Annotated in this window: 17 protein-coding genes; 14 read left to right on the forward strand and 3 right to left on the reverse strand. The window is 69.0% G+C overall.

What is annotated here, in order from left to right:
• Window positions 1–7 precede the first annotated feature (7 nt).
• Together ACQP2X_RS22565 and ACQP2X_RS22570 are read left to right on the forward strand one after the other, a co-directional pair.
• A complete protein-coding gene (locus ACQP2X_RS22565; protein WP_498699986.1) occupies window positions 8–901 on the forward strand; it encodes an ion transporter in 894 nt (297 codons plus the stop codon).
• A gap of 99 nt (window positions 902–1,000) precedes the next feature.
• The gene (locus ACQP2X_RS22570; RefSeq protein ID WP_498699987.1) at window positions 1,001–1,171 is read left to right on the forward strand and encodes a hypothetical protein; all 171 of its coding nucleotides are present in this window, start codon (window positions 1,001–1,003) and stop codon (window positions 1,169–1,171) included.
• Here the strand turns inward: ACQP2X_RS22570 and ACQP2X_RS22575 are convergent.
• Window positions 1,130–1,564: a MarR family winged helix-turn-helix transcriptional regulator gene (locus tag ACQP2X_RS22575; protein ID WP_498699988.1), complete on the reverse strand. Its 435-nt coding sequence runs from the start codon at window positions 1,562–1,564 to the stop codon at window positions 1,130–1,132. The two genes, ACQP2X_RS22570 and ACQP2X_RS22575, sit on opposite strands and share 42 nt — an antisense overlap.
• A gap of 67 nt (window positions 1,565–1,631) precedes the next feature.
• On the opposite strand from ACQP2X_RS22575, the gene ACQP2X_RS22580 reads away from it, so the two are divergent.
• The 5 genes from ACQP2X_RS22580 to ACQP2X_RS22600 all read left to right on the forward strand — a co-directional run bounded on the left by ACQP2X_RS22580 (window position 1,632) and on the right by ACQP2X_RS22600 (window position 5,812).
• Complete coding sequence (locus ACQP2X_RS22580) at window positions 1,632–2,030, forward strand: MarR family winged helix-turn-helix transcriptional regulator (protein WP_498699991.1); 399 nt, start codon at window positions 1,632–1,634, stop codon at window positions 2,028–2,030.
• 518 nt (window positions 2,031–2,548) lie between these two features.
• On the forward strand, window positions 2,549–3,718 hold the full coding sequence (locus tag ACQP2X_RS22585) for a UDP-N-acetylglucosamine--N-acetylmuramyl-(pentapeptide) pyrophosphoryl-undecaprenol N-acetylglucosamine transferase (RefSeq protein ID WP_498701003.1): 1,170 nt from the start codon (window positions 2,549–2,551) through the stop codon (window positions 3,716–3,718).
• A gap of 21 nt (window positions 3,719–3,739) precedes the next feature.
• Window positions 3,740–4,162: a VOC family protein gene (locus ACQP2X_RS22590; RefSeq protein WP_498699993.1), complete on the forward strand. Its 423-nt coding sequence runs from the start codon at window positions 3,740–3,742 to the stop codon at window positions 4,160–4,162.
• The gene (locus tag ACQP2X_RS22595; RefSeq protein ID WP_498699995.1) at window positions 4,156–4,659 is read left to right on the forward strand and encodes a GNAT family N-acetyltransferase; all 504 of its coding nucleotides are present in this window, start codon (window positions 4,156–4,158) and stop codon (window positions 4,657–4,659) included. Before ACQP2X_RS22590 ends, ACQP2X_RS22595 begins: the two co-directional genes overlap by 7 nt.
• Before the next feature lie 91 nt (window positions 4,660–4,750).
• Window positions 4,751–5,812 carry a hypothetical protein gene (locus ACQP2X_RS22600; RefSeq protein WP_498699996.1) on the forward strand — a complete coding sequence of 354 codons (1,062 nt, stop codon included), beginning with the start codon at window positions 4,751–4,753 and terminating at the stop codon, window positions 5,810–5,812.
• Here ACQP2X_RS22600 and ACQP2X_RS22605 read toward each other — a convergent pair.
• Entirely contained in the window at window positions 5,790–6,203 is a 414-nt protein-coding gene (locus ACQP2X_RS22605) for a hypothetical protein (protein ID WP_498699998.1), read from the reverse strand. The two genes, ACQP2X_RS22600 and ACQP2X_RS22605, sit on opposite strands and share 23 nt — an antisense overlap.
• A gap of 178 nt (window positions 6,204–6,381) precedes the next feature.
• Here ACQP2X_RS22605 and ACQP2X_RS22610 point away from each other — a divergent pair, with 178 nt between their 5' ends.
• Both ACQP2X_RS22610 and ACQP2X_RS22615 read left to right on the forward strand, forming a co-directional pair.
• On the forward strand, window positions 6,382–8,748 hold the full coding sequence (locus tag ACQP2X_RS22610) for an alpha-amylase family glycosyl hydrolase (RefSeq protein ID WP_498699999.1): 2,367 nt from the start codon (window positions 6,382–6,384) through the stop codon (window positions 8,746–8,748).
• Between the two features lie 11 nt (window positions 8,749–8,759).
• Complete coding sequence (locus tag ACQP2X_RS22615; protein ID WP_498700001.1) at window positions 8,760–10,514, forward strand: carbohydrate-binding module family 20 domain-containing protein; 1,755 nt, start codon at window positions 8,760–8,762, stop codon at window positions 10,512–10,514.
• Here the strand turns inward: ACQP2X_RS22615 and ACQP2X_RS22620 are convergent.
• Window positions 10,495–11,577 carry a sensor domain-containing diguanylate cyclase gene (locus tag ACQP2X_RS22620; protein ID WP_498700003.1) on the reverse strand — a complete coding sequence of 361 codons (1,083 nt, stop codon included), beginning with the start codon at window positions 11,575–11,577 and terminating at the stop codon, window positions 10,495–10,497. The genes ACQP2X_RS22615 and ACQP2X_RS22620 overlap by 20 nt on opposite strands.
• A 94-nt stretch (window positions 11,578–11,671) precedes the next feature.
• Here ACQP2X_RS22620 and ACQP2X_RS22625 point away from each other — a divergent pair, with 94 nt between their 5' ends.
• From ACQP2X_RS22625 to ACQP2X_RS22645, 5 genes are all read left to right on the forward strand, one after another.
• Complete coding sequence (locus ACQP2X_RS22625) at window positions 11,672–12,067, forward strand: MmcQ/YjbR family DNA-binding protein (RefSeq protein WP_498700004.1); 396 nt, start codon at window positions 11,672–11,674, stop codon at window positions 12,065–12,067.
• Between the two features lie 48 nt (window positions 12,068–12,115).
• Window positions 12,116–12,520: a VOC family protein gene (locus ACQP2X_RS22630; RefSeq protein ID WP_498700006.1), complete on the forward strand. Its 405-nt coding sequence runs from the start codon at window positions 12,116–12,118 to the stop codon at window positions 12,518–12,520.
• 61 nt (window positions 12,521–12,581) lie between these two features.
• Window positions 12,582–13,688: a phospho-N-acetylmuramoyl-pentapeptide-transferase gene (mraY, locus tag ACQP2X_RS22635; RefSeq protein WP_498700008.1), complete on the forward strand. Its 1,107-nt coding sequence runs from the start codon at window positions 12,582–12,584 to the stop codon at window positions 13,686–13,688.
• 119 nt (window positions 13,689–13,807) lie between these two features.
• Complete coding sequence (locus ACQP2X_RS22640; protein WP_498700010.1) at window positions 13,808–14,830, forward strand: LacI family DNA-binding transcriptional regulator; 1,023 nt, start codon at window positions 13,808–13,810, stop codon at window positions 14,828–14,830.
• Window positions 14,831–14,900: 70 nt separating this feature from the next.
• Complete coding sequence (locus tag ACQP2X_RS22645; RefSeq protein ID WP_498700011.1) at window positions 14,901–16,265, forward strand: ABC transporter substrate-binding protein; 1,365 nt, start codon at window positions 14,901–14,903, stop codon at window positions 16,263–16,265.
• Window positions 16,266–16,270 lie beyond the last annotated feature (5 nt).

Consider the following 16,270-nt stretch of genomic DNA (forward strand, 5'->3'; position numbering starts at 1 on the left):
GCACCGGATGAAGTCCCGCGCCGCCCGCATCGCCTCGTCCCGCGCATTCGAGATCTTCATTGTGGTGATGATCGGTCTGAACGCCTTGCTCCTGTGCGTCGAGACCTATCCCTACCCCAGTCATCTCAGGCCCTGGTTGCACGGCCTGGAGTGGTTCTTCCGGATCGTCTTCGTCGTGGAGATCGCCATCCGGATCACGGCGTCCGGGCGCGACTTCTGGCGGCACGGCTGGAACATCTTCGACTTCGTCGTGATCGCGGCGGTATTCATCCCCGGCCTGCACGGCGACTCGGCCGCGCTGCGCGTCATCCGGATCGCCCGGGTGGTCCGGCTGGTGCGTTTCTCACCCGGCCTGCGGACCATCGTGACGGCGCTGCTGCGCAGCTTGCCGGGGGTGGGCGGCTTTCTTGCGCTGGCGCTGGTGACTTTTTACGTGTACGGCATGGCCGGCTGGCTGATCTTCGGAACAACCTATCCCGACGAGTACGGCACGATCGGCCGCGCGGTGCTGACCTTGTTCGTGCTGCTGTCCCTGGAGACCCTGCCCGACCTCATCGAGGACGGCCTGGCGGTGTCGCCGTGGACGCTCGTCTACTACATCAGCTACGTGCTGATCACGGTCAATCTCTTGCTGAACATCCTCATCGCGGTCATCGTGAACTCGATGGAGGAGGCCCGCCGCCTGGAGATGACCGCGTCCCTGGGCCGCGACGACGACCACGACGGCGTGCCCGACGAGATCGACCGGATCCTGGTCAGCCGGCGGCTGGACGATTTGCGCGAGCTGATCGCCTCCTTGGAGCAGGACCTGCGCATCGATCGGGGACCCGATGACCAGAGTCCGGTGGGGGTTGCTGGGGGCCGGGGCGATGGGCCGCGTGGCCGTGTCGGCGGCGGCTGACTCGTCCCGGGCCGTCTTCACGGCCGTGGCCAGTCGCTCGACGCTCCCCGTATCCCTGCACACCGAGTGGACAATTGCCGCGTTACGGGCGGAAAACATGTGCTGTGCGAGAAGCCGTTCACTCTGACGCCGGCCGGCGCCTACGCCCTGGAGTTCGACGCGGTGTCGGCGGCGATCCTCGGTGAGGCGGACCCCGAGTTCGGCCGGGCCGACGCGGTGGAGCAGGCGTCAGTGCTCTCGGCTGTCCGGGCCGCCTACCTTGGCCAGTAGTGCCGTCAACTGCTCTCTCTCGGCCCGGGTCAGCTCGGCGAAGACCTCGTCCTGCACGGACCGCAGCAACAGGTCGAGCTTGACCAGCTTGCGGCGGCCGGCCGCGGTCAGCGTGACGACGTTGCGCCGGCGGTCGGCGGGGTCGGGGGAGCGCTCGACCAGCTCGCGGTCCGCCAGCTCGGTGACCACCGCGACGATGTCGCTGCCGTAGATGCCGGTGGCACGGCTCAGCCCGGCCTGGCTCGCCGCCCCGCCCTCGTCCAGCGCGGCCAGCACCGCGTAGTGCCACTTGCGGGACCCGGCCCCGGCCAGCCGCTCGTTGACCACCCGGTCCGAGCGCATGGCGGCCAGCGACAGCGCCCGCGTCGTCAGGTTCTCCAGCCGTTCACTCACGCCGGCCACTTTACCGGAACCGTTAGGAGGTCTAACGTTAGGGCCACTAACGAAGTTGGAGGTAGTCATGACCATTGCTTTCGGCCCGCAGCTCATCGGGCGTACGGAAAAAGCTCTCAACGCCCTGCTGGACCGCGAACTGGCCGGCACCGGTGTCACCGAGCCCCAGTGGGTCGTCCTGACCCTGACCGTCGTCCGCCCCGGCGACCTCGCCCCGATCCGGGAGGCCCTCAAGGCCGACGAGCCCACGACCCGAGGCCACCTTGAACACCTCGCCGCGGTGGGCCTGGTCGACCCCGTCGCCATCGAGGCCACACCGGCGGGCCGGGCGCTGTGGGAGCGCGTCCGGTCCACCACCACCGCCCTGACCGCCGACCTGTGGGGAGACCTGCCCGAAGCCGATCTCCTCGCCGCCGCCCGGGTGCTCAACGCCGCCCTCACCCGAGCCGACGCCCTACTCGCCTGAAGCCGCCGCCGGGCAACGTCGCTAGTGCGGTGTCCATGAACGTTGACCGGGTTCGACGGCCGTGACATCCATGCTTCATGCCTAGACGGCGTGGCGCTAGTGCCGGTCCGGTGGTGCACCGCACCGCCCGGATCGGGCTACGCCAGACCTGCGCCCAGCGGCAGCGTGGGCCTGTGTGCTGGAGGTCAACGGCTGGCGGCGGGCTTTCAGGAGCTGTGCCGCCCGCACCCCGGGCAGCGTTACCACCACCGCACCCGCTCACATGAGTGCAGTGGTCACACACCTCCCCGGTATCCGTGCGGCCCGGCGTGACTCCGCCGCCACCCACCCCGGGCGGCGGCCGGCGGGTCAGTTGGCCGGCGGAGGCCCGCCCCACCCATGCCGGTGGAGAGTCGCTCGTTCACCTCTGTGGGCGAGGATCCACCACACCGCCGGAACCCATCCGGCGAACGTTCGTGGGCGCCGCACTAGACTTCCTCGATCTCTACCTGGTGCCGCGGAACTCGGAGTTGTCGGTCATGTCTCTCTACAGCAGTCAGCGCCTTCATGCGTTTCGCATGATCGTCACCGGGGGCGGGACTGGCGGGCACACCTACCCGGCACTGACCACGGTCAACGCGCTCCAGGCCCGGCTCGCCGAGACGGGCACCGCGCCCGAGCTGCTCTGGGTCGGTGTGGCCGACGGGCTCGAGGCCACGATCGCCGTGCGTAACGGGATCCCCTTCAAGGCGGTCACCACCGGTAAGGTGCGGCGCTCGGTCAAGCCCCGCGACCTGATGCGCAACTTCGTCGACCTTTTACGCATCCCGCTCGGGATCGTGCAGGCGGCGCTCACCGTGGCCCGGGTGCGGCCGTCGGTGGTGTTCAGCACGGGCGGCTTCGTGTCGGTGCCGATCGGGCTGGCCGCCGCCCTGTTCCGGGTGCCCCTGGTGATGCACGAGCAGACGCTGAGCCTGGGCCTGGCCAACCGGCTTCTGGCCCGGGTGGCCACGCGCGTGCTGCTCAGCCACGAGGCGTCCCTCGACCATCTGCCGGCCCGCGCCCGCAGCCGGGCCGCCGTCACCGGCAATCCCATCCGGCCGGCGGTGCTCAGCGGAAACCCTGACAAGGGGCTTGCGGCGTACGGGCTCGACCCCGCCCTGCCTCTGGTGCTGGTGACCGGCGGCGCGACCGGGGCCCGGCAGATCAATCAGATGCTGACCGGAGCGCTGCCCCGCCTGCTGGAGCACTGTCAGATCGTCCACCAGTGCGGCAGCCACGGGATCGACGAGATGCGGCAGGTGGCGGCCGGGCTCCCCGACTGGATGGCCCACCGCTACCGCGTGGTCGACTTCATCCACGACGAGCTGCCCGACCTGCTCGCGGCGGCGGCGGTCGTGGTCGCCCGCAGCGGCGCCGGCACGGTCGCCGAGCTCACGGCGCTCGGCAAGGCCAGCGTGCTCGTCCCCTATCCGTACTCGGCGGGTGACGAGCAGCGCGTCACCGCCCGTCACCTCGCGGAGGCCGGCGCCGCCGCCGCCCTCGACGGCGACCAGGCCAACCCGGAGAACCTGTTCGCCGTTCTGGGCGGGTTGCTCTCCGATCCGTACCGCCGAACTCAGATGGCACACGCCGCCGCCGCGCACGGCCGGCCGGACGCGGCCGCCCGGGTCGTCACCGAGATATTGTCGACCGCCGCGGCCGGCTGAGTTGTGGAAGACTCGGCTCGCATGACCACCCGGCCCGCAATGCACCTGGCCATCCCCGTCGACGACCTGGCCGCCGCTCGCGCCTTCTACGGCACGGTGCTCGGCCTGCCCGAGGGCCGCTCGTCCGACCACTGGGTCGACTGGAACCTGCACGGCCACCAGCTCGTCACCCACGTGGTGGCCGGCCCGGTCCGTCCGGCCGGCGACAGTGAGGTCGACGCCCACGAGGTGCCGATCCCGCACTTCGGCCTGCTGCTGGGGCACGACGAGTTCCACGCCCTGGCCGAACGCCTGCGCGCGGCCGGCACGGAGTTCCTGATCGAGCCGTACCTGCGTTTCCCGGGCCAGCCGGGCGAGCAGTGGACGATGTTCTTCCGTGACCCGGCCGGCAACGCCTTGGAGTTCAAGTCGTTCAGCGACGAGTCACAGGTGTTCGCATGCTGAAACGACTGGAGGCGGCCCACGCCCAGGCGGTCCTGGCCTTCGAGCTGGCGAACCGGGCGTACTTCGCGGCTTCGGTCTCCGACCGCGGCGACGACTATTTCGAACGGTTCGCCGAAGGCTACGGGGCGCTGCTGGCCGAGCAGGATGCGGGCGTGTGCGCCTTCTACGTGCTCGTGGGGGAGGAGGACGGCCCGGTCCTGGGCCGGTTCAACCTTTACGACATCGAGAACGAGAGCGCGGTCCTGGGTTACCGGGTAGCGCAACACGTCGCGGGCCGCGGCGTGGCGACGGCGGCGGTCCGCGAGCTGTGCCAGGTGGCGGCAACCGAGCACGGGCTGCGCACGTTGCGAGCCGCCACCGCCGACCGGAACATCGCCTCACAGAGGGTGCTGACCAAGGCCGGTTTCGTGCCGGTGGGCCCGGCTGACCCGGCCCACCTCGGCGGCAAGACGGGAACTTGGTACGAGCGCGGGGTTCCACTCGTCACACCGAGCTGAATTACCCCGCGACGCCATCGCCTCGATCTCTGAACCGGAGCGCCGATGTGGCCCGTATCCCTGGGCGACGCCCCGCAGCGAGGAGACGACGATGGATGGTCCGACCGACAGCTATCCGTTGTTGTCGGGGGCAGCCGGGTACCCCTACCGGGAAGAACCGTCCACCTCGGCCGACGAGGAACCGCCGACCGAGGAATTCCCCGTGGTCCCGCCGGCGAACTCGGCGCCGGACGTGGCGGCCGATCCCGGGCTCGGCGAGCCCGCGACGCTACCGGTCCAGCGGCGCCACGGACGGCCGAAGGCGGTAGTCGCACTGCTCGGCGCCGTCATCCTTCTCGGTGTCGGGGCGGTCGTCGTCGCCGCCTCGATCGGCTCCTCGCCGGCAGATGGCCCGACGGCCGCGGGCGGTCCACCGGCTGCCCAGGGCCCCGCACCCGAGGGCGGCCCGGCGGGCCGAGTAGGCCAGGCGGCCGAAGGAGGTCCGGGGGCCGAAGGAGGTCCGGCGGCTGACGGCGGTTCGGTGGGCGAAGATGTTCCGGCCTTCGCCGCTGGCACGTTCGAACTCGCGAGCAGTGTGGGCGAGCTGAACCTCGCGCTGGGCCGTCCGGGCGACGGGCCGGTCCAGGTCAGCAGTCCCGCCGGCAGCGGCCTGGCCCCCGCTGCCGCTTTGCGGGGCAGCACCGTCCGGCTCACCGCCGGGACCACCGGCGCCGCGGGGGCGGGGAGGGTCGACGTGGTGCTCGACTCGCGGATCGACTGGACCATCCGGATGAGTGCGGGGGTGCGGGTCGCGACGTTCGAACTGGGCGGCGGCACGGTGCGTGAGGTCGACCTCGGAGGGGGCGCGGACACCGTACGGCTGACGGTGCCGGGTGGGGACCGGGTGCTGCCGGTTCGGATGTCAGGTGGGGTTCGGGAGTGGAGCATCGCCACCGAGGGTGAGGTGCCGGTGCGGGTCCTGGCACGGTCCGGTGCCGGCGAGGTGACCCTGTACGGGCGGCGCCAGCAGGGCATCGCCCGCGACACGACGCTGACGGCCGGCGACGAACTGTCGCCGGAGGCGACCACGGCCCCCGGCGCCGGGCCCGGACTGGACGTGACCGCGGCTGCCGGGTTCGGCTCGCTGACCGTCAGTCCATCAGCCAGCCGGTGACCTGCTGGGCGGCCGGCGTCAACGACACGGTGATGGTCAGCAGGGCGGCCACGGCTCCGGCGATCAACGTGATGAACAGGGCCCGGTGGCCCCGGGCGTAACCGGTCACGAACATCACCGCGGAGACGATCAAGCTCAGGCCGGCCACCACCGGGGCCATCGGAGCGGTCAGCGAGATCCACGTCGCCCACGGCCAGTCGGCCCAGATGTCGGCCTCGGCGGTGTACACGTCGTCGCGTGACGGCAGGTACCAATGGCCGGCGAACGCGGCGGCGTGCCTCAGCGTGAGATAGGCGCACAGCGCATACCAGGCGGCGTAGCCGAGCTGCGCGCCGGCCACGGTCCAGCCGAGGTTCCGGTCGCGGAGGTGGGTGCGCGCCGCCATGGTCATCGCCGCATCGTAACGGGCTGCACCAACTTGCAACATGCCGGAAAACTCTTCCAATAGCTGCAAGCTCTTGCTAGCGTCCGTTCCAATGTGAACACCGGATTACGTACCCGTCACCGCTTCCCCCGCAGGTGGAGGGTCGAAAAGGAGTCACGTCCCTCAATCGAAAGATCGGAAAGCCATGCCCCGATGGTTGGTCACGATCCTGCTTGCCCCGCTGCTGGTGGCCCCGCAACAAGCGGCAGCGGCCGCCACCACCACGGTCTACTACAAGCCCTCCGCGGCCTGGAGCACCGTCAACATCCACTACGCTCCGAACGGTGGCGCCTGGACCACCGTCCCGGGCGTGGCGATGGGCGCCGCCGAGTGCGCCGGCTGGTACCGCAAGGATCTTGACCTGGGCGGCGCCGGCGGGCTTCAGATCACCTTCAACAACGGCCAGGGCACCTGGGACAACAACAACGGCCGCAACTACAGCACCGGCGCCGGCACCGTCACGATCACCGGCGGCGTAGTCGGCAGCGCGAATCCCTGCGTGACGACGCCGACACCTGAACCGACGACACCCGCCCCCACCACACCCCCTCCCACCACACCCCCTCCGGCCGGCACGACCGGTCAGATGCTCGGCGGCGATCCGCGCAAGGACAGCATCTATTTCGTCATGACCGCGCGGTTCGCCGACGGGTACGCCGCCAACAACCGCGGCGGCAGCCAGCACGTCACCTCCGGCAACGCCGCCAACAACGACCCGATGTTCCGCGGCGACTTCCAGGGCCTCATCGACAAGCTCGACTACATCAAGGGCCTCGGTTTCTCCGCCCTCTGGATCACCCCCGTGGTCACCAACCGGTCCGATTACGACTTCCACGGCTATCACGGCTGGGACTTCCACCGGGTCGACCCGCGGCTCGAATCGCCCGGCGCCACCTATCAGGAGCTCATCGACAAGGCGCATGCCAAGGGTCTCAAGATCTACCAGGACGTCGTCTACAACCACACGTCCCGATGGGGCGCCAAGAACCTGTTCGTGCCGAAGGTCTGGGGCGCGAAGGACGGCCAATGGGATTGGCTCTACAGCACCAAGGAGAACGGCAAGGAGTACAACCCGCTCGAGGAGACCAACGGCCGGCCCTACAACGGCGACCTCTGGGAGACCGCCGAGCCGGCCGGCAACACCTGCCGCAATTGGGGCACCCCCACCGGCCAGAAGAGCCCCGAGGGCTACACCATCCACAACTGCCAGTGGCCGTCGCCGACCTCGGGCATGTTCCCGGCGAGCCTCTATCACCAATGCTGGATCGGGAACTGGGAGGGCGAGGACGCGCGCTCGTGCTGGCTCGCCGACGACCTGGCCGACCTCAACACCGAGAACACGACCGTCCAGAACTTCCTGATCGACGTCTACAACCGCTACATCGACATGGGCGTCGACGGTTTCCGGATCGACACCGCCGTGCACATCCCGCGGCTCACCTGGAACCGGCGCTTCCTCCCGGCGATCCAGAGCAAACTGCTTTCCAAGTACGGCTCGGAGCGCGCCCGCGACTTCTACGTCTTCGGTGAGGTCGCGGCCTTCGTGAACGACAAGTGGAACCGCGGCTCGGTGAACCACTCGGCCCAGTTCTTCACCTGGAAGGAACGGCGCGACTACAGCGCCGACGACACGCAGGCCGCCCTCGAGCAGTTCAACTACGAGCAGCAGCAGGGCACCGGCAACCAGCCCACGAGCAGCAACGCGTTCCTGAACGGCAACCTCTACCACGCCCCGGACCACACGAAGTTCTCCGGCATGAACATCATCGACATGCGCATGCACATGAACTTCGGTGACGCGCCGAACGCCTTTTGGAACGGCAAGGACTCCGACGACTCGGTGAACGACGCCACCTACAACACGGTCTATGTCGACTCGCACGACTACGGGCCCAACAAGTCGTCGACCCGCTACGCCGGGGGCACCGGCGCGTGGGCCGAGAACATGGCGCTGATGTGGACGTTCCGCGGCATTCCGACGCTGTACTACGGCTCCGAGATCGAGTTCCAGGCCGGCCAGCGCATCGACTGCGGGCCGACCTGCCCGCTCGCGACGACCGGCCGCGCCTATTACGGCGACCACGTCGCCGGTTCCGTGACCGCCGGCGATTTCGGCGTGGTGACCAGCGCCAGCGGACAGGTCGCCACCACCTTGTCGAAGCCGCTCGTCAAACACGTCCAACGGCTCAACCAGATCCGGCGCGCGATCCCGGCCCTGCAGATGGGCCAGTACTCGACCGAGGGCGTCAGCGGCGGCATGGCCTTCAAACGCCGGTACACCTCGGGCGCCGTGGACAGCTTCGCTCTGGTCACCTTGTCGGGCGGGGCCACCTTCACCGGCGTACCCAATGGAACCTACGTCGATGCGGTGACCGGTGAGACCCGGAACATCACCAACGGAAGTCTGACCGCCGATGCCGGCGGCAAGGGAAACGCGCGTGTTTTCGTCCTCTCGCTGCCCGGAAATCCGGCCCCCGGCAAGGTCGGCACGGACGGCGTCTATCTCAAATGAAGGGACAATCGGTGAGAAGAAAAGTCTCCGTCCTCGCGCTGTTCGCGGTCCTCGCGAGCGTGCTGATCGCGGGGCGGGCGGAACACGCCGACGCCAAGGCGGACGCGAATCCCGGCCCGCGCGACGTCATCGTCCACCTCTTCGAATGGCCGTGGGCGTCGATCGCCTCGGAATGCACGAATGTGCTCGGTCCCAAGGGATTCGGCGGGGTGCAGGTGTCGCCGCCGCAGGAGCACGTGGTGCTGCCGGGCGCGGGTTATCCGTGGTGGCAGGACTATCAGCCGGTCAGCTACCAGCTGGTGTCGCGGCGCGGTGACCGGGCCGCGTTCGCCACCATGGTCAGCACGTGCCACGCGGCCGGCGTGAAGATCTACGTCGACGCGATCCTCAACCACATGGCCGGCGGCGCCTCGACCGGCACGGGGACGGCCGGCTCCACGTACAGTCACTACGCCTACCCGGCGGTTCCGTACGGCAACGACGACTTCCATCACTGTGGGCGCAACGGCACCGACGACATCGCCAACTGGGGTGACCGGTGGGAGATCCAGAACTGCGAGCTCGTGGATCTCTCCGACCTCAAGACGGAGTCCAGCTATGTGCGAGGCAAGCTGGTGGCGTACCTCAATGATCTGATCGCGCTCGGTGTCGACGGTTTCCGTGTCGACGCGGCCAAGCACGTGCCGGTGGCCGATCTTCAGGCGATCTACGGACAGCTCAACGGCACCCCGTACATCTTCCAGGAGACCATCGAGGGCGGCGCCGGCGAGCCCAGCCCGTCGGAGTACACGGGCATCGGCGACGTGACCGAGTTCCGCTACGGCGACGTGGTCGGCAACGCTTTCCGTGACGGGAACCTGCAAAATCTGCAAAACCTTCCCGGGCAGATGCTGCTGAGCAGTGGTGACGCGGTCGCCTTCATCGACAACCACGACACCCAGCGCAACGGCCGGGCCAAGCTGACCTACAAGGACGGCACCAACTACAACCTGGCCGAGGCGTTCATGCTCGCCTATCCGTACGGCACGCCGTCGGTGATGAGCAGCTTCACCTTCAGCAACCCGGAGGCCGGCCCGCCGGCCTCGTCGAACGGCACGACCACGGCGGTGAGCTGCGGAAACGGCTGGGCCTGCGAACACCGCACACGGACGACGGCCAACCTGGTCGGCTTCCACAACGCGGCGGCGGGCACATCGGTGACGAACTGGTGGTCGAACGGCGGCAACCAGATCGCGTTCGGGCGCGGCGCGGCGGCGTACGCCGTCTTCAACCGTGGCGGCTCGCTGAGCCGGACCTTCCAGACGTCGCTGCCGGCGGGCACCTACTGCGACGTCGCGAACGGCGACGTCAGCGGTACGACGTGCTCGGGAACCGCTTACACGGTCGACGCGAGCGGCCAGTTCACCGCGACCGTGCCGGCCAACGGCATGCTGGCTCTGCACGTCAACGCACGTACATCCGGTGGCGGTTCTTGCACGACGGTCGCCGTCACTTTCGCCGCCAACGCCGCCACGGTGTGGGGAGAGAACGTGTTCGTCCTGGGCAACCGCAACGAGTTGAGCAACTGGAACACGAGCGGCGGAGTCGCGCTCTCCTCGGCGACGTACCCGGTGTGGCGGGGCACGGTCAACCTGCCGCCGAACACCAGCGTCGAATACAAGTACGTCAAGAAGAACGGCTCGGCCGTCACGTGGGAGAGCGGCGGCAACCGGGTCATCACCACCGGATCGGCCTGCACGCTGACCGTCAACGATAGTTGGCGCTAGTCACCCGGCGGTGCCGCTGCTTCGTCCGGTACATGTCGGCGTCGGCCGCGGCCGACAACTGGGCGAAGTCGCCGGAACCGTAGGCGTGACCGATGCTGGCGCCCACCTGTCGAGGCCCGATGCGGGTCTCGACAGGTGCGGCCAGCGCCACATGCATGCGGTCGGCCAGGTTGTTCAGGGCCGACGCCACATCCTCGCCCGTCACGACGACGACGAATTCGTCCCCGCCCGTACGGGCGAGCAGGTCGCCCGGTCGTACGATCTTGCGCATCCGCTCGGCGAGCACCCGCAGCACCAGGTCGCCGCTGTCGTGCCCGCCCAGATCGTTGATGGCCTTGAAGTCGTCGAGGTCGATGACGAGCACGCCCATCTCGTCCCCGCGGACCTCCTCGGTGAACATCCGCAGCAGCGTCCGGTTGGCCAGCCCGGTCAGCGGATCGTGGGTGGCCGCGTGGTGCAGCTGCGCCCGTTTCTCCTCCAGCTCGTGGTGGAGCCGGGCGTGCTGCACAGCGATCGCGGCGTGCTGGGCGAAGAGCTCCAACATCTCCCTCTGTACGAGCCCCGGCCGTCGCCCGTCACGCGGAAGGTCCACGCTGAGCACGCCCACGAGCTCCCCGTCGGGCGCGGACAGCGGCGCGAACAGGCAGTCCTCCGGATGCCACCCCTCGGGCTCGTCCGGCACCGGGATGTCCGGCGTCCACACCGTCATCGTCTCGGGCATCTCGTGCTTGTGGTCGATGAAGAACAGCGACCCCCACTGCTCGCCCTTGCCGAACAGCTCCTGCCACTGCTCCAGCGTCGAGGTCGTGCCGAGCAGCTCCCGGCGGATCTCCTCGTCGCCCTCGACCGACACGACGGCGAAGTCCCCGTCGAGCTGGAGCAGGTTGACCACGGCGACCTCGAAACCGGAGGCCTTGGTGACCCCGTGCACCACGGCGTCCATCGTGCGGGTCAGATCGAGGCTGGCATGCACCGCCTTGCTGATCTCGTGCAACGTCCGCAGGCCCTCGAGCTGGGCCAGAGCATCGGAAAGCTGCGACGACAGGTCCTCGATGCTGGTCAACACCCGCCTCCTAGGCCCCGCCGTCACCGCCGCCCGAGTCTGAGATCTTAACGGCTGAATCGCCCGATGGCCCGACCTGTGCTCAACTGTCAAGATGGCGCATCCCATCATGTTCGACGACGCGGACCCGCTGCTGGCCCGCATCCGAGCGGTGGCGCTCGCCTTCCCCGACGCCGCCGAGAAGATCTCACACGGCCATCCCGCCTTCTACACCACGAAGGTCTTCGCCTACTACGGCGGATCCATCAAGGTCGATGGCGAGTACGTCACCCACCCGCACTCCCTGATCGTCCTCACGGAGCCCGGCGAACGCGAGGCCCTGCTCGAGAACCCGGACACGTACGTCCCGGCCTACCTGGGCCCGTCCGGCTGGGTGGGCATCGACCTGACCCCACGAACCGACTGGGCCGAGATAGCCGAACTCCTCGACGCCAGCTACCGCTTGACCGCGGGCAAGCGCCGAGTGGCCACCCTCGACGCCGACCGGTAGGACTCGGCGTCGTTGCCACCGGGGTCCCCCTGCGGGAAGGGTGGCGGCATGACTGAAGAACATGGCGTACGGCAGATGCGGCTCATCGTCGAGGTCGAGGACTACGACGCCGCTGTGGCCTACTTCCGGGACACGCTGGGGCTGACCGAGGAAGGGGCCTTCAGCGGGGACGGGGACGAGCGGGTCATGATTCTCGAGGCCGGGCGGGCCACCCTGGAGCTGGCCAACCCGGCGCACCACCGCTATGTCGACGAGGTCGAGGTGGGGCGGCCCGTTGCTCCGCGTTTCCGGATCGCGTTCGAGGTGGGGGACGTCGCCACCCGTACGGCTGAAGCGGTCGAAGCCGGCGCCGGCGTCGTCGCGCCGCCCACCGAGACGCCGTGGCGGTCGTCCAACGCTCGCCTGGACGCGCCGGGTGACCTGCACATCACGCTTTTCGAAGAACTGGGCTGACTTGCGCCCGGATGGCAAGCTCGTGCCCTGTGACCGATGATCTCGTCAAGGGCTCCCGTTCGTGAGGGCCGTCATCATCGCGGCGGCGGTCGCGTTCCTCATCTCGCTGTTCGCCACCCCGGTCGCGATCCGGGTCTTCACCGCGCTCAAGGCCGGCCAGCCGATCCGCGGCGGCCTGGGGCTGGCCAGCAACGAGGGCAAGAAGGGCACGCCCGCGATGGGCGGTGTCGTGTTCATCGTGGCCACCGTCTTCGCGTACGTGGCCGGGCATTTCGCCCTGACCACGCTGCCCGACCGGCAGATCGCGCAGGAGCGGCCGACCATGACGGCCCTGGTCCTGCTCGGGCTGTTCGTCTTCTGCGGCGTCGTCGGCTTCCTCGACGACCTGCTCAAGGTGCGCCGTCGCAACTCCGACGGGCTCTCGGCCAAGGGCAAGCTGCTCGGCCAGGCGATCGTCGGCACCGGGTTCGGCGTCGTCGCGCTCTACTTCGCCAGCACCAACGGCCAGACCGTGGCCAGCGAGCACATCTCGTTCATCCGGGACATCAGCTGGCTCGACGTCGGCAAGGTCGGCTCGGTGATGGTCTTCGTCTTCGTCATCACGGCGATGTCGAACGGCGTGAACCTGACCGACGGCCTCGACGGGCTGGCCACCGGCGCGTCCATTCTGGTCCTGAGCGCGTACGCGCTGATCGGCTTCTGGCAGTACCGGCACTGGTGCGGCGACGAGGCGTACGCCCGCACCAACCAGTACTGCTACGAGGTCCGCGACCCCCTCGAAGTCGCGATGATCGCGGCCGCGGCGGCCGCCGCCTGCCTGGGCTTCCTGTGGTGGAACACGTCACCGGCCCGGATCTGGATGGGTGACGTGGGCTCGCTCGGGCTGGGCGGCCTGATCGGCGGGCTCGCCGTGGCCACCCGCACCACGCTGCTGTCGATCCTGATCGGCGGCCTGTTCGTCATCATCGTCGTCACCTGGGTGATCCAGATCGTGTCGTTCCGGACCACCGGCCGGCGGGTCTTCCGGATGGTGCCGCTGCACCACCACTTCGAGCTCGCCGGGTGGACGGAGGCCAACATCGTGATCCGGTTCTGGATCGTGGCCGGCATCTGCGTGGCCGCCGGCCTGGGCCTGTTCTACTCGGAGTTCCTGGCTGTCACCGGATAGGACACACAGCCGAAACATAAGGACACGAAAAGGTAACGAAGCCTTGACCTTTGATGTGACTACGAAGACAGTCGACCCACGCGGCTGAGGTGACTGCGTAGTCAGAACCGGGAGGCGACGTGAGCGGTGACGAGAGCACGGCCCGCGGCCGCCGCCCCGGTGGCACCGACGTCGCCAAACTGGCCGGCGTGTCGCAGAAGACCGTCTCGCGGGTCTTCAGTGGCGAGCGCTACGTCGGCGACGACGTGCGCGAGCGGGTGCTGGCCGCGGCCCGGGAGCTGGGATATCGGCCCAACCGGGCGGCTCGGGCGCTCAAGCTCGAGCGCAGCAACCGCATCGGCGTGGTCTCGCTCGGCACCGCGCTCTACGGTCCCTCCACGCTGTTGGTGGCGCTGGAGCGGGCGGCCCGGCCGACCGGGTACGCGCTGAGCATCGTCAACACCTTCGAGGGGGACCGCGGCACCATCGCCGGTGCCGTGCAGAGCCTGCTCGCCGAGGGGGTCGACGCGATCGTGCTGGCCGAGCCGATCGATCAGCGCGAGGATCCGATCAAGGCCGACGTGCCGGTGCTGACCATCGGGCGGGCGCCCGCGGTCGAGGCGCCGGTGGTGCTCACCGTCAACGAGGACGAGGGCAGCGAGTCGGCCAACACCGTGGTCGAGCATCTGCTCGGGCTCGGTCACCGCACCGTTCACCACATCGCCGGGCCGCTGCGCTGGTACGCGGCCCAGGAGCGGCAGCGCTCCTGGCGGCAGTCCCTCGAGCGGGCCGGCGCCGAGGTGCCGCCGCCGATCGAGGGGGACTGGACGCCCGGGTCCGGCTATCGGGCCGGGCGTGAGCTGGCCGCCGATCCGGCCGTCACCGCCGTCTTCGCCGCCAACGACGACATGGCGATCGGCCTCATGCGCGCGCTGGCCGAGGCCGGCCGCCGGGTGCCGCAGGACGTGAGCGTGGTGGGCTTCGACGACATCCCGGTCGCGGCCTATCTGACCCCGGGGCTGACCACCGTGCGCCCCGACAACGCCACCGTCGCCGTGCTCGGCCTCAACCGCCTGGTCGAGCACCTGGCCGATCCGTCGGCGCCGCTCGCGCCGGTGCCGGCCACCAGCTACGAGCTCATCATCCGCGGCTCGACCGCATAAAACCTCCGTCCGCAAGGCACTACGAACCTTCGCCCATTGATGTGAACGTTAACATCCAAGGAGCCTGGCCATGTACGAGCGTTCCCTCTCCCGTCGCCGACTGCTCTCCCTGATGTCCGCCACCGCCCTCGCCGGCCTCACCGCCGCCTGCAGCGGCGACGACGGCGACTCGGCGACCACCACCCAGCCCGTCTCGCAGGCCGACATCGACAAGGCCATGCAGACCCCGACCACGCTGACCTTCTGGACCTGGGTGCCGGACATCGCCAAGGAGGTCGCGGTCTTCACGAAGAAGTACCCGCAGATCAAGGTCAATGTGGTGAACGCCGGTCAGGGCACCCCCGAGTACACCAAGCTGCGCACCGCCCTGAAGGCCGGCACCGGCGCCCCCGACCTGGCCCAGATGGAGTTCCAGTACATCCCGACGTTCTCGCTGACCAAGAGCTTGGTGGATCTTCGGCCGTACGGAGCCGAGGCGCTCAAGGACAAGTTCGTCGACTGGACGTGGGGCCAGGTCACCGGCTTCGGCGGCGAGATCTGGGCCTATCCGCAGGACACCGGGCCGATGGGCATGCTCTACCGGGCCGACCTGTTCGACAAGTACGGCATCACGGTGCCCACGACCTGGGACGAGTTCGCCGCGGCGGGCGAGAAGCTGCACGCCGCGGCCCCCGACACGTTCATCACCTGTCTGTCCGCCAACGAGCCGGGCGTCTGGCACGGTCTGCAATGGCAGGCCGGCGCCAAGCCGTACTCGCTGAACGGAACCACCGTCGGCCTCAACGTCAACGACGAGGTCTCCAAGAAACTCGCCGACTACTGGGGCAAGCTCGACCAGGCCGGCCTGCTGGCCACCGAGTCCGACTTCACCGACGCCTGGTACCAGGGCTTCAACAAGGGCCGCTACGCCACCTGGATCACCGCCGCCTGGGGACCGGTCTTCCTGGCCGGCAGCGCCAAGGCGACCGCCGGCAAGTGGCGCGCGGCCCCGCTGCCGCAGTGGAACGCCGGCGAGAACAAGTCCGGTAACTGGGGCGGGTCGACGACCGCGGTCATCGCCGGGACGAAGAACCCGATCGCGGCGGCCAAGTTCGCCGAGTTCCTCAACACCGACCCCGAGACCACGAAGATGTTCAACACCGAGCAGAACTTCTTCCCGGCCACCAAGGCGCTGCTGGCCGACGCCGAGTTCACCGGGCTCAAGGACGACTTCTTCAGCGGCCAGCAGGTCAACGAGGTCTTCGCCGGCGTCAGCTCCACCGTGAACACCGACTTCCAGTGGCCGCCCTTCCTCGACCAGTCGGTCACCGACTGGGTGGACACCGTGGGCAAGGCGATCGCCGACAAGACCGACCTGTCGGCCGCCTCCGACCAGTGGCAGTCGCGCATCGTGTCGTACGCCAAGGACCAGGGCTTCGAGGTCTCCGGGCAGTGAGCACC

Source organism: Actinoplanes sp. CA-131856, assembly GCF_050956135.1.
In the GTDB taxonomy this organism is placed as follows: domain Bacteria; phylum Actinomycetota; class Actinomycetes; order Mycobacteriales; family Micromonosporaceae; genus Actinoplanes.

Coding starts and splice junctions, on each gene's coding strand:
- ACQP2X_RS22645 (WP_498700011.1), top strand. CDS start 14,901: ATGTACGAGCGTTCCCTCTCCCGTCGCCGACTGCTCTCCCTGATGTCC.
- ACQP2X_RS22580 (WP_498699991.1), top strand. CDS start 1,632: ATGACCATTGCTTTCGGCCCGCAGCTCATCGGGCGTACGGAAAAAGCT.
- ACQP2X_RS22605 (WP_498699998.1), bottom strand. CDS start 6,203: ATGACCATGGCGGCGCGCACCCACCTCCGCGACCGGAACCTCGGCTGG.
- ACQP2X_RS22600 (WP_498699996.1), top strand. CDS start 4,751: ATGGATGGTCCGACCGACAGCTATCCGTTGTTGTCGGGGGCAGCCGGG.
- ACQP2X_RS22565 (WP_498699986.1), top strand. CDS start 8: ATGAAGTCCCGCGCCGCCCGCATCGCCTCGTCCCGCGCATTCGAGATC.
- ACQP2X_RS22630 (WP_498700006.1), top strand. CDS start 12,116: ATGACTGAAGAACATGGCGTACGGCAGATGCGGCTCATCGTCGAGGTC.
- ACQP2X_RS22585 (WP_498701003.1), top strand. CDS start 2,549: ATGTCTCTCTACAGCAGTCAGCGCCTTCATGCGTTTCGCATGATCGTC.
- ACQP2X_RS22590 (WP_498699993.1), top strand. CDS start 3,740: ATGACCACCCGGCCCGCAATGCACCTGGCCATCCCCGTCGACGACCTG.
- ACQP2X_RS22610 (WP_498699999.1), top strand. CDS start 6,382: ATGCCCCGATGGTTGGTCACGATCCTGCTTGCCCCGCTGCTGGTGGCC.
- ACQP2X_RS22595 (WP_498699995.1), top strand. CDS start 4,156: ATGCTGAAACGACTGGAGGCGGCCCACGCCCAGGCGGTCCTGGCCTTC.
- ACQP2X_RS22625 (WP_498700004.1), top strand. CDS start 11,672: ATGGCGCATCCCATCATGTTCGACGACGCGGACCCGCTGCTGGCCCGC.